The organism is Bacteroides sp. D55t1_190419_B8, from assembly GCF_015558905.1.
In the GTDB taxonomy this organism is placed as follows: Bacteria; Bacteroidota; Bacteroidia; order Bacteroidales; family Bacteroidaceae; genus Bacteroides; species Bacteroides vicugnae.
Genome location: NZ_JADMOU010000037.1, coordinates 37,385 through 50,239, shown reverse-complemented (window position 1 = coordinate 50,239; position 12,855 = coordinate 37,385). Strand labels below are relative to the sequence as shown.

Genomic DNA, 12,855 nt, shown 5'->3' with positions numbered 1-12,855 from the left:
ATTCCGAACAGAGAAGTTAAGCCTCGTCACGCCGATGGTACTGCGTAACAGTGGGAGAGTAGGTAGCCGCCGTTTTTGAAGAAGCCCCTTGATTCATTTTGAGTCAAGGGGCTTTCTGTGTTTTATTACTTCTGTTTTTATTAATATTCAACTTCCGTCAGCTTGGTTTCCTGTTTTTTAAGAATTTGGTGAAATACCGATAGCTTTTGTTATTTAATCTTGTATTAATATCCCATTTGCCGTTTTAAGTATCTACATGTTTCCAAATGTCTTTTGGATTTCTTATATTTGTTTTCCGGCTTGAAAAATCCGGTAAATGTGTCATTTAGTAATAAGAAAAGGGCTAAATCGGAACAAAATAGGTGTAGGACTGTAATTTTTTCGCAAATGGTTCTTTTTCTTTTCTTCTTTCTCTTTTTTATCAAATTGATTTTTGTAAATTTGGCGAGAATCTGATAAAGGACACACAGTTAAGTTAATATAGTAATAATACTAAATTCTCCTGTTAATATGGAAAACAAAATTCAAGAGTTGACCGATAAGATTTATCGTGAAGGCGTGGAAAAAGGAAACGAAGAAGCGCAGAGACTTATCGCGAATGCTCAGGAAGAAGCTAAGAAAATCATTGAGGATGCCCGCAAGGAGGCAGAATCAATTGTAAACTCCTCTCGTAAATCTGCTGATGAGTTGGCAGAGAATACTAAATCAGAGTTAAAACTATTTGCCGGTCAGGCTGTGAATGCACTCAAATCTGAGGTGGCTACAATGGTAACTGACAAGTTGATAACCGCTTCCGTGAAAGATTTCGCCCAGGATAAAGATTATCTGAATGCGTTTATCGTAGCATTGGCATCCAAATGGAGTGTAGACGAACCTATCGTTATCTCAACAGCCGATGCGGAATCACTGAAAAAGTATTTTGCAGCTCATGCAAAAGCCTTATTAGACAAGGGAGTGACTATCCAGCAAGTAAATGGTATCAAAACTCTGTTCACAGTTTCTCCGGCGGACGGTTCGTATAAGGTGAACTTCGGAGAAGAAGAATTCATGAATTACTTCAAAGCGTTCTTGCGTCCTCAATTAGTAGAAATGCTATTTTAAAAGAAGCGACTATGAGTAGTAAGTACTATTACTTGGTAGCAGGTTTGCCGGAACTTTCGCTGGAAGACAGCAAACTGAGCTATACAGTAGCCGATTTTAAAACTGAAATCTACAATGGATTGTCTGTTTCAGACCAGAAGTTGATTGACTTGTTTTATCTGAAGTTTGATAATGCAAATGTGCTGAAACTTCTCAAAGATAAAGAAGCGGAAATCGACAAACGGGGAAACTACTCTGCTGAAGAACTCTCTGAATATATTTCTATTCTGAGAGAAGGCGGAGAAATCAGTCCAAAAGAATTCCCAGTCTATCTATCCACTTTTATAACTGATTATTTGAATACTCCGGCTGAAAGTACGGTTTTGCACGAGGATCATCTGGCTGCTCTATATTATGAGTATGCGATGAACTGTGGGAATAAGTTTGTTGCTGCCTGGTTTGAATTCAACCTGAACATCAATAATATTCTTGTCGCATTTACTAGCCGTAAATTCAAATGGGATATTGCTTCCAACGTGGTGGGAAATACGGAAGTATGCGAAGCATTGCGTACATCGAGTGCCCGCGATTTCGGACTGTCCGGTGAAGTGGATGTGTTTGAATCGTTAGTGAAAATCAGTGAGATTACAGAATTGGTGGAGCGTGAGAAGAAGTTGGATGCCCTGCGGTGGAATTGGATGGAGGATGCTATTTTCTTCGACTATTTCACTATCGAACGTATTTTCGCTTTCCTGCTGAAGCTGGAAATGATTGAACGGTGGATTTCACTGGATAAGGAAAGAGGTAATCAGTTGTTCAGAAGCATTATCGAATCGCTGAAGAATGAAGTGCAGATTCCTGCAGAATTCAGATAATAAAATAAAAAAAATATATGGCAACAAAAGGAACTGTTAGTGGCGTTATTGCCAACATGGTGACCCTCGTCGTTGACGGACCGGTAGCTCAGAATGAGATTTGTTATATCTCGACCGGTGGCGATAAGTTGATGGCGGAGGTGATTAAGGTTGTAGGTTCACACGTATATGTCCAGGTGTTTGAAAGCACACGTGGACTGAAAGTGGGTGCTGAAGCCGAATTTACAGGACACATGCTTGAGGTGACATTAGGCCCGGGTATGTTATCGAAAAACTATGATGGTCTGCAAAATGACCTCGACAAGATGGATGGTGTCTTCCTGAAAAGAGGACAATATACATATCCGTTGGATAAAGAACGTGTATGGCACTTCATACCCTTGGCGAATGTAGGTGACAAAGTGCAGGCTTCTGCATGGTTGGGACAGGTGGATGAAAACTTCCAGCCACTTAAAATTATGGCTCCGTTCACTATGAAAGGATCGGCTACCGTAAAAACAATCATGCCGGAAGGTGATTATAAGATAGAAGATACAATTGCTATCCTGACAGACGAAGAAGGAAATGATATTCCTGTGACTATGATTCAGAGATGGCCTGTGAAACGTGCGATGACGAATTATAAGGAGAAACCGCGTCCTTTCAAATTGTTGGAAACTGGTGTACGTGTGATTGATACGCTGAATCCGATTGTGGAAGGTGGTACGGGATTTATCCCCGGTCCGTTCGGTACTGGTAAAACGGTGCTTCAGCACGCTATCTCTAAACAGGCGGAAGCGGATATCGTTATCATTGCGGCTTGTGGTGAACGTGCCAATGAGGTGGTGGAAATTTTTACCGAGTTCCCCGAACTGGTAGACCCGCATACGGGACGTAAGTTGATGGAACGTACTATCATCATTGCGAATACTTCCAACATGCCGGTAGCTGCCCGTGAAGCATCTGTATATACAGCAATGACACTGGCGGAATATTACCGTTCCATGGGATTGAAAGTCTTGTTGATGGCGGATTCTACTTCCCGTTGGGCACAGGCTTTGCGTGAGATGTCCAACCGTATGGAAGAATTGCCTGGGCCGGATGCTTTCCCGATGGATATTTCGGCTATTATCTCCAACTTCTACGGTCGTGCGGGATATGTAAAACTAAGTAATGATGAAACGGGGTCTATTACGTTTATCGGTACGGTATCCCCTGCGGGTGGTAACTTGAAGGAGCCGGTGACTGAAAATACGAAGAAAGTAGCCCGTTGTTTCTATGCTTTGGAGCAGGATCGTGCCGATAAGAAACGTTATCCGGCAGTGAATCCGATTGATTCTTACTCAAAATATATCGAATACCCGGAATTTGAGGAATATATCAAAAATCATATCAACAGTGAGTGGATTGGAAAGGTAAACGAACTGAAAACCCGTTTGCAGCGCGGTAAGGAAATTGCCGAACAGATCAATATCCTCGGTGATGATGGTGTACCGGTAGAATATCATGTGATCTTCTGGAAATCAGAATTAATTGACTTTGTTATTCTGCAACAGGATGCTTTTGATGAAATTGATGCGGTAACTCCGATGGAACGTCAGGAAGACATTCTGAATATGGTAATCGACATCTGTCATACGGAATTTGATTTTGATAATTTCAACGAAGTAATGGATTACTTCAAGAAGATGATTAATATCTGTAAGCAGATGAACTACTCGAAGTTCAAATCGGAACAGTATGAAGGATTCCAGCAGCAACTGAAGGAATTGATTGAAGAGAGGAAACTTCAATCGTAAATAGTAAATTGTTAAATCGTAAATAAGTAAGATGGCAACAAAAGCTTTTCAAAAGATATATACCAAGATTACTCAGATTACCAAGGCTACTTGTTCGCTGAAAGCGACAGGAGTAGGGTATGACGAGCTTGCCACCGTGGACGGTAAACTGGCACAGGTGGTTAAGATTGCCGGTGACGATGTCACTTTGCAGGTATTTGAAGGTACGGAGGGTATTCCGACTAATGCCGAAGTAGTATTCCTCGGCAAATCGCCTACATTGAAAGTGAGTGAGCAGCTGGCCGGACGTTTCTTCAACGCTTTCGGTGATCCGATTGATGGAGGTCCGGACATTGAAGGACAGGAAGTGGAAATTGGCGGTCCGTCTGTGAACCCGGTTCGACGTAAACAGCCGTCGGAACTGATTGCAACGGGTATTGCCGGTATCGACTTGAACAATACACTGGTATCGGGTCAGAAGATTCCGTTCTTTGCCGACCCCGACCAACCTTTTAATCAGGTGATGGCAAACGTAGCCTTACGTGCTGAAACGGATAAGATTATCCTTGGAGGTATGGGTATGACGAATGATGACTACCTGTATTTTAAGAATGTGTTCTCTAATGCAGGTGCGCTCGACCGTATCGTGAGTTTCATGAATACGACCGAAAATCCTCCGGTAGAACGTTTGTTGATTCCGGACATGGCATTGACTGCTGCAGAGTATTTTGCAGTAAATAATAATGAGAAAGTGCTGGTACTATTGACGGATATGACGAGCTATGCGGATGCGCTGGCAATCGTATCTAACCGTATGGATCAGATTCCTTCGAAAGACTCTATGCCGGGATCGCTTTATTCGGATTTGGCAAAGATTTACGAAAAGGCGGTGCAGTTCCCTTCCGGCGGTTCAATCACTATTATTGCGGTGACTACTTTGTCTGGTGGAGATATTACGCACGCTGTGCCTGATAATACGGGTTACATCACTGAAGGTCAGTTGTTCCTGCGTCGTGATAGTGATATCGGTAAGGTAATTGTTGACCCGTTCCGTTCATTGTCTCGTTTGAAACAGTTGGTAACCGGTAAGAAGACACGTAAGGACCATCCGCAAGTGATGAATGCCGCTGTACGTCTGTATGCCGATGCCGCTAACGCTAAGACGAAGATGGAAAATGGTTTCGACCTGACCAACTACGACGAACGTACGTTGGCTTTTGCGAAGGACTATTCCAATCAGTTATTGGCTATTGATGTCAATCTTGATACTACTGAAATGCTGGACGTTGCCTGGGGCTTGTTCGGTAAATATTTCCGTCCGGAAGAAGTGAATATCAAGAAAGACTTGGTGGATCAATACTGGCCAAAACAAAATAATTAGACGATTAGACGATTTACCATTTACGATTGAAGTTTGTTAATTGTAAATGGTCATAAAAGTAATTTCAGTCGTAAATCGTAAATAGTTAAATAGTAAATAGAACATCGTGGCTATAAAGTTTCAATATAACAAAACCTCTCTTCAGCAGCTCGAAAAGCAACTGAAAGTGCGGGTGCGTACGCTTCCTATTATTAAGAATAAGGAAAGCGCCCTCCGCATGGAAGTGAAACGCTGTAAAACGGAAGCTGCCGATCTGGAGGATAGGCTCGAACAACAAATTCAAGCCTATGAAGCCATGTTCGCCCTTTGGAATGAGTTTGACGCTTCATTAATAAAGGTGAATGATGTTCATCTTGGCGTGAAAAAGATTGCGGGTGTGCGCGTACCGTTGCTCGAAAATGTGGAATTCGAGATACGTCCGTACAGTATGTTTAATGCTCCCAAGTGGTATGCCGACGGTATCCATCTATTGGAAGAGCTGGCTCATACGGCAATTGAACGTGAATTTATGCTCGCCAAGCTGAACTTGTTAGAACATGCAAGGAAAAAGACCACTCAAAAGGTGAATCTTTTTGAGAAGGTACAGATACCGGGCTATCAGGATGCATTGCGAAAGATCAAACGATTCATGGAAGATGAAGAAAACCTGTCGAAATCTTCGCAAAAGATCATGAAGTCCCATCAAGAAAAAAGGAAGGAGGTAGAGGCATGATTACAAAAATGAAGAAACTCACATTCCTGGTTTATCACAAAGAGTATGAAGAATTCCTGAACAGTCTGCGTGAACTTGGGGTAGTCCATATTGTGGAGAAACAACAGGGGGCTGCTGATAACACGGAGTTGCAGGAGAATATTCGTCTTTCCAATCGCTTGGCGGCTACCTTGAAGTTGCTTCAGAATCAGAAGCATGAAAAGAATGCTGTGATTGCTACGGAAGGCGGAACGGCTGCCCGTGGTATGCAAGTGCTGGACGAAGTGGATGCCCTGCAAACAGAGCATGGAAAGCTGTCGCAGCAATTGCAAAGCTATGCCAAAGAGAAAGAAGCGCTGGAAGCCTGGGGCAACTTTGAACCGGACAATGTTCAGAAGCTGAAAGATGCCGGTTATGTAATCGGTTTTTATAGCTGTTCGGAAGGAAATTACAAGGAAGAGTGGGAAACGGAATACAATGCAATGATTGTGAACCGCATCTCTTCTAAAGTATTCTTCGTGACTCTGACGAAAGGCGGGCAGGAAGTGGATTTGGATGTAGAACAGGCGAAATTACCTGCATACTCTTTGGCACACCTTGAAACGCTTTACAATACGACCGAACAGGCCGTTGAAGAGAATGAAAAGAAGCTGGTTGCACTTTCCGAAACGGAAATTCCTTCCTTGAAGGCTGCCCTGAAAGAGTTGCAAAGTCAGATTGAATTCTCTAAAGTCGTGTTAAGTACCGAGCAGACGGCCGGCGACAAACTGATGTTGATTGAAGGATGGGCACCTGCATTCAGTCAAGTGGAGATAGAGGCTTATCTGAATGACGCACATGTATATTATGAGATTACCGATCCGATGCCGGGTGATAATGTTCCTATTCGACTGAATAATAAGGGATTCTTTGCTTGGTTCGAACCGATCTGTAAGTTGTATATGCTTCCGAAGTATAATGAATTGGACTTGACACCGTTCTTTGCCCCGTTCTTCATGATCTTTTTCGGACTTTGTCTGGGAGATTCCGGATATGGTTTGTTCCTGTTCCTGGGAGCTACTGCCTATCGGTTGATGGCGAAGAAAGTGACCCCGTCGATGAAATCAATCATTTCATTGATACAGGTATTGGCGGTTTCAACATTCTTCTGCGGTTTGCTGACAGGTACGTTCTTCGGAGCGAACATCTACGATTTGAACTGGCCGATTGTTCAACGTCTGAAACATGCTGTCCTGATGGATAACAATGATATGTTCCAATTATCGTTGATATTGGGAGCTATCCAAATTCTATTCGGTATGGTATTGAAGGCGGTGAATCAGACCATTCAGTTTGGTTTCAAATATGCAGTGGCAACGATCGGATGGATCATCCTGCTGGTTTCCATGGCAGTTTCGGCTTTGTTGCCGGAGGTAATGCCGATGGGAAGCACTGTGCATTTGGTTATTCTGGGTGTTTCGGCTGCTATGATTTTCCTTTATAACAGTCCGGGAAAGAATGTTTTCCTGAATATCGGACTGGGATTGTGGGATTCATATAATATGGTTACCGGTTTGCTTGGCGATGTATTGTCTTACGTTCGTCTGTTTGCCCTCGGACTTTCCGGAGGTATTTTGGCAGGAGTATTCAACAGCCTGGCAGTAGGTATGAGTCCGGATAATGTAATAGCAGGTCCGATTGTTATGGTACTGATTTTCGTTATCGGTCATGCCATCAATATCTTTATGAATGTGCTGGGTGCAATGGTTCACCCGATGCGTCTGACGTTCGTTGAGTTCTTCAAGAACTCCGGATATGAAGGAGGCGGTAAAGAGTACAAACCGTTCAGAAATTGAAAATTTGAAGATTAAGAATTAGAAATTGAGAATTAATATTTTAAGAATTAAACAATAAAAAATAGAATAAGATTATGGAAATGAATTTGTTTATCGCCTACATTGGCATCGCGATTATGGTTGGTTTGTCAGGCATTGGTAGTGCTTACGGAGTAACTATTGCAGGTAATGCTGCTATCGGAGCATTGAAGAAGAATGATAGCGCATTCGGTAACTTCCTGGTATTGACAGCTCTTCCGGGTACACAAGGTCTTTATGGTTTTGCCGGTTATTTCATGTTTCAGACGATCTTCGGTATTTTGACTCCTGAAATTACAGCTATCCAAGCATCAGCAGTGCTTGGTGCAGGTATTGCTTTGGGATTGGTTGCTTTATTCTCTGCTATCCGTCAGGGACAAGTTTGTGCAAATGGTATCGCAGCGATCGGACAGGGACACAATGTATTTAGCAATACGTTGATTCTTGCCGTATTCCCTGAACTTTATGCAATCGTTGCTTTGGCTGCAACCTTCTTGATCGGTAGCGCACTCGTTGCATAATTTTTAGCAAGAATATTTCCTATAAAAGACTTTCAATCCCCTTGTACATGCAGCTTCGCATGTGCAAGGGGATATTCTTTTTTCATTGTAAGGCAACGTTTCTTTCTTCTTCTTAACTCATATTTTTTGTATAAAGTATTATTTTTCAAAGAATAATGTGTACTTTTGCACTCGCATACTAAAAAGAGTTTTAATATATTATATGGTAAAAGATTTATTAACCCCCGATTATATCTTCGAGTCCAGCTGGGAAGTATGTAATAAAGTGGGAGGTATATATACCGTCTTGTCGACACGGGCAAATACATTACAGGAAAAATTCCGCGACAGAATTTTTTTCATAGGTCCTGATGTGTGGCAAGGAAAGGAGAACCCTCTATTCATCGAGTCGGATAACCTATGTGCTGCCTGGAAAAAGCATGCGCTTGAGAAAGACGAACTTTGTGTCCGTGTGGGACGATGGAATATCCCCGGTGAGCCCATAGTCATTCTTGTTGATTTCCAACCTTTTTTTGAAAAGAGAGACGATATATACACAGAAATGTGGAATCGTTATCAAGTAGATTCGTTGCACGCCTATGGCGATTATGACGAGGCTTCTATGTTTTCCTATGCCGCAGGAAGAGTGGTGGAGAGTTTCTATCGCTACAACCTGACGGAAACGGATAAGGTGGTATATCAGGCACATGAATGGATGACTGGAATGGGAGCACTTTATGTACAGGAAGCTGTGCCGGAGGTTGCTACTATTTTTACGACCCATGCTACTTCTATCGGTCGTTCCATTGCCGGTAATCATAAGCCGTTATATGATTATCTGTTTGCTTACAATGGCGACCAGATGGCGCAGGAACTGAACATGCAATCGAAACACTCGATTGAGAAACAGACTGCACACTATGTAGATTGTTTTACTACGGTGAGTGAAATAACCAATAATGAATGCAAGGAATTACTGGATAAACCGGCAGATGTTGTTCTGATGAACGGTTTTGAAGATGATTTTGTGCCGAAAGGAAGCACATTTGCCGGCAAGCGTAAACGTGCACGTGCCTTGATGCTGAATGTAGCCAATAAGTTATTGGGAACAAATCTGGGTGATGATACGTTAATTGTCGGAACCAGTGGACGATACGAGTTCAAGAATAAAGGTATTGATGTTTTTCTGGAATCATTAAACCGTTTGAACAGGGATAAGAATTTGCATAAGAATGTTTTGGCATTCATTAATGTACCCGGTTGGGTGGGAGAGCCTCGCGAGGATTTGCAGGCACGTTTGAAGAGCAAAGAAAAGTTTGATACTCCGCTTGAAGTGCCGTTTATCACCCATTGGCTGCATAATATGACTCATGACCAGGTGCTGGATATGTTGAAATATCTGGGAATGGGCAATCGTCCTGAAGATAAGGTGAAGGTGATTTTTGTTCCTTGTTATCTGGATGGACGTGATGGTATCATGAATAAAGAATATTATGATATATTGCTGGGACAGGATTTGAGTGTCTATGCTTCTTATTATGAACCGTGGGGATATACTCCGCTGGAAAGTGTAGCATTCCATGTGCCGACAATCACTACGGATCTGGCTGGGTTCGGACTTTGGGTAAACAGCCTGAAGAACCAGCATGGCATTAATGATGGAGTGGAAGTGTTGCATCGTTCGGACTATAATGATTCGGAAGTGGCGGATGGTATCAAAGATACGATTACGTTATTTGCGGATAAGACAGAGAAAGAAGTGAAGGAAATCCGTAAGCGTGCTGCTGAAGTTGCAGAGCAGGCTTTATGGAAGCACTTTATACAATATTATTATGAAGCTTATGATATCGCTTTGCGTAAGGCAAGGATACGTCAGTTGAGTTAAGAAAGAAATTATTTATCAATAAGTAAATGAAAACATTATGAAAATCAAAGTTAGTAATGTGAATACTCCCAACTGGAAAGAGGTTACTGTGAAATCACGTATACCGGAAGAGTTGGAGAAGTTGTCTGAAATCGCACGCAACATTTGGTGGGCATGGAATTTTGAAGCGACTGAACTGTTTAGAGATCTAGATCCGGAACTTTGGAAAGAATGTGGACAGAATCCAGTACTGTTGTTGGAACGTATGAGCTATGAGAAGCTGGAAGCGCTGGCAAAAGACAAGGTGATTCTAAGAAGAATGAATGAAGTTTATACGAAATTCAGAGATTACATGGATGTGAAGCCGGATGAGCAACGCCCATCTATAGCTTATTTCAGCATGGAATATGGCTTGAGCAGCGTCCTGAAAATATATTCCGGTGGTCTGGGCGTATTGGCTGGTGACTATCTGAAAGAGGCTTCCGACAGCAATGTTGATTTGTGTGCGGTAGGTTTCTTGTATCGTTACGGCTACTTTACTCAAACGTTGTCTATGGATGGACAGCAGATTGCCAACTACGAGGCACAAAACTTCGGTCAACTTCCTATTGAACGCGTAATGGATGCCCACGGTCAGCCGTTGGTGGTAGATGTTCCTTATCTTGATTATTATGTTCATGCAAACGTGTGGCGTGTGAATGTTGGACGTATTTCTTTGTATCTGCTTGACACAGACAATGAAATGAACAGCGAATTCGACCGTCCTATCACTCACCAGCTTTATGGTGGCGACTGGGAAAACCGTTTGAAACAGGAAATCTTGTTGGGTATCGGTGGTATCCTGACTCTGAAAGCTCTGGGTATCAAGAAAGATGTTTATCACTGTAATGAAGGACATGCTGCATTGATTAATGTTCAGCGTATCTGCGACTATGTAGCTACTGGATTGACTTTCGATCAGGCTATTGAGTTGGTTCGCGCTTCTTCTCTTTATACTGTTCATACTCCGGTGCCCGCAGGTCACGATTATTTTGACGAAGGTTTGTTTGGCAAATATATGGGTGGTTATCCTTCCAAAATGGGTATCTCATGGGATGACTTGATGGACCTTGGACGTAACAATCCGGGCGACAAGGGCGAACGTTTCTGTATGTCTGTTTTTGCTTGCAACACTTCACAGGAAGTGAACGGTGTAAGCTGGTTGCACGGAAAAGTTTCTCAAGAAATGTTCTCTTCTATCTGGAAAGGTTATTTCCCGGAAGAAAGCCACGTAGGATATGTAACGAATGGTGTTCACTTCCCAACTTGGAGTGCAACAGAATGGAAAGAATTATACTTTAAATATTTCAACGAAAACTTCTGGTTCGATCAGTCTAATCCTAAGATTTGGGAAGCTATCTACAATGTGCCCGATGAAGAGATTTGGAAGACTCGTATGACTATGAAGAATAAGTTGGTTGACTATATCCGTAAGTCATTCCGCGATACATGGTTGAAGAACCAGGGAGATCCTTCTCGTATCGTTTCACTGATGGATAAGATCAATCCGAATGCATTGCTGATTGGTTTCGGTCGTCGTTTTGCTACTTACAAACGTGCACACTTGTTGTTCACCGACTTGGATCGTCTTTCTAAGATCGTGAACAATCCTGATTATCCGGTACAATTCCTGTTTACAGGGAAAGCTCACCCGCACGATGGAGCAGGTCAGGGCTTGATTAAGCGTATCATTGAAATCTCTCGCCGTCCGGAATTCCTGGGTAAGATTATCTTCCTCGAGAATTACGATATGCAACTGGCTCGTCGTCTGGTTTCCGGCGTTGATATCTGGTTGAATACTCCGACTCGTCCGTTGGAAGCATCCGGTACGTCTGGTGAAAAAGCTTTGATGAACGGTGTTGTCAACTTCTCTGTATTAGATGGATGGTGGCTGGAAGGTTATCGTGAAGGTGCAGGTTGGGCGTTGACCGAAAAACGTACTTACCAGAATCAGGAACATCAGGATCAGCTGGATGCTGCTACTATTTACAGTATTCTCGAAACTGAAATCATGCCTTTGTATTATGCACGTAATAAGAAAGGATATTCTGAAGGCTGGATCAAAGTGGTGAAGAATTCTATCGCACAGATTGCTCCTCATTATACCATGAAGCGTCAGCTGGATGATTACTATAGCAAGTTCTATTGCAAACTGGCAAAACGTTTCCAGACTTTGGCTGCTAACAATAATGCGAAAGCAAAAGAAATCGCAGCTTGGAAAGAAGAGGTTGTTGCTAAATGGGATTCTATTGAAATCGTGTCCTGCGATACTGTGGAAGAACTGAAGAATGGTGATATCGAGAGCGGAAAAGAATATACTATTACTTACGTTATCGATGAGAAAGGTTTGAATGATGCAGTGGGTCTTGAATTGGTTACTACCTATACAACAGCAGACGGAAAACAACATGTTTACTCTGTAGAACCGTTCAGTGTAATCAAGAAAGAAGGTGACTTGTATACATTCCAAGTTAAACACAGCTTGTCAAATGCAGGTAGTTTCAAGGTGTCTTACCGTATGTTCCCGAAAAATCCGGAACTTCCACACCGTCAGGACTTCTGCTACGTACGTTGGTTTATCTAATAGCTTAAATGGTGGAGGTAGGGAAGTGCTACTTCCTTACCTCTGCAATCGATCGAATTGCAGGGGCTATTTCATGATGTGCAGGATAAAATTAAGGAAGTTGTACTAGAAGCAGTTGGACTTATATCACAATCAACTACGTTAACGGAAATAGGATACGATTTTAAGAACTGTGCCACCTTATTGTCACAACTGTGCCATCAGTGTGGCACGATTGTGACAATAAGGTGG

The 12,855-nt window shown here is 42.5% G+C and carries 9 protein-coding genes; all 9 read left to right on the top strand.

Annotation, left to right across the window (positions count from 1 at the left end):
* Positions 1–510: 510 nt before the first annotated feature.
* The 9 genes from I2I13_RS21795 (at position 511) to I2I13_RS21755 (ending at position 12,624) form a co-directional block, all read left to right on the top strand.
* Positions 511–1,101, top strand: coding sequence for a V-type ATP synthase subunit E family protein (locus tag I2I13_RS21795; RefSeq protein WP_008999644.1), 591 nt, complete (start codon positions 511–513; stop codon positions 1,099–1,101).
* An 11-nt stretch (positions 1,102–1,112) separates the two neighbouring features.
* A complete protein-coding gene (locus I2I13_RS21790; protein WP_148367583.1) occupies positions 1,113–1,955 on the top strand; it encodes a DUF2764 domain-containing protein in 843 nt (280 codons plus the stop codon).
* A gap of 17 nt (positions 1,956–1,972) precedes the next feature.
* Positions 1,973–3,733: a V-type ATP synthase subunit A gene (locus tag I2I13_RS21785; RefSeq protein ID WP_195650495.1), complete on the top strand. Its 1,761-nt coding sequence runs from the start codon at positions 1,973–1,975 to the stop codon at positions 3,731–3,733.
* A gap of 31 nt (positions 3,734–3,764) precedes the next feature.
* On the top strand, positions 3,765–5,093 hold the full coding sequence (locus I2I13_RS21780; protein ID WP_004297639.1) for a V-type ATP synthase subunit B: 1,329 nt from the start codon (positions 3,765–3,767) through the stop codon (positions 5,091–5,093).
* Positions 5,094–5,199: 106 nt separating this feature from the next.
* Complete coding sequence (locus I2I13_RS21775) at positions 5,200–5,805, top strand: V-type ATP synthase subunit D (RefSeq protein WP_004297640.1); 606 nt, start codon at positions 5,200–5,202, stop codon at positions 5,803–5,805.
* The gene (locus I2I13_RS21770) at positions 5,802–7,619 is read left to right on the top strand and encodes a V-type ATP synthase subunit I (RefSeq protein ID WP_195650494.1); all 1,818 of its coding nucleotides are present in this window, start codon (positions 5,802–5,804) and stop codon (positions 7,617–7,619) included. Before I2I13_RS21775 ends, I2I13_RS21770 begins: the two co-directional genes overlap by 4 nt.
* 74 nt (positions 7,620–7,693) lie before the next feature.
* Entirely contained in the window at positions 7,694–8,158 is a 465-nt protein-coding gene (locus I2I13_RS21765) for a V-type ATP synthase subunit K (protein ID WP_004316776.1), read from the top strand.
* A gap of 202 nt (positions 8,159–8,360) precedes the next feature.
* On the top strand, positions 8,361–10,022 hold the full coding sequence (locus tag I2I13_RS21760; protein ID WP_148367587.1) for a glycogen/starch synthase: 1,662 nt from the start codon (positions 8,361–8,363) through the stop codon (positions 10,020–10,022).
* A 37-nt stretch (positions 10,023–10,059) separates the two neighbouring features.
* Complete coding sequence (locus I2I13_RS21755) at positions 10,060–12,624, top strand: glycosyltransferase family 1 protein (RefSeq protein ID WP_195650493.1); 2,565 nt, start codon at positions 10,060–10,062, stop codon at positions 12,622–12,624.
* The last annotated feature ends 231 nt before the right edge of the window (positions 12,625–12,855 follow it).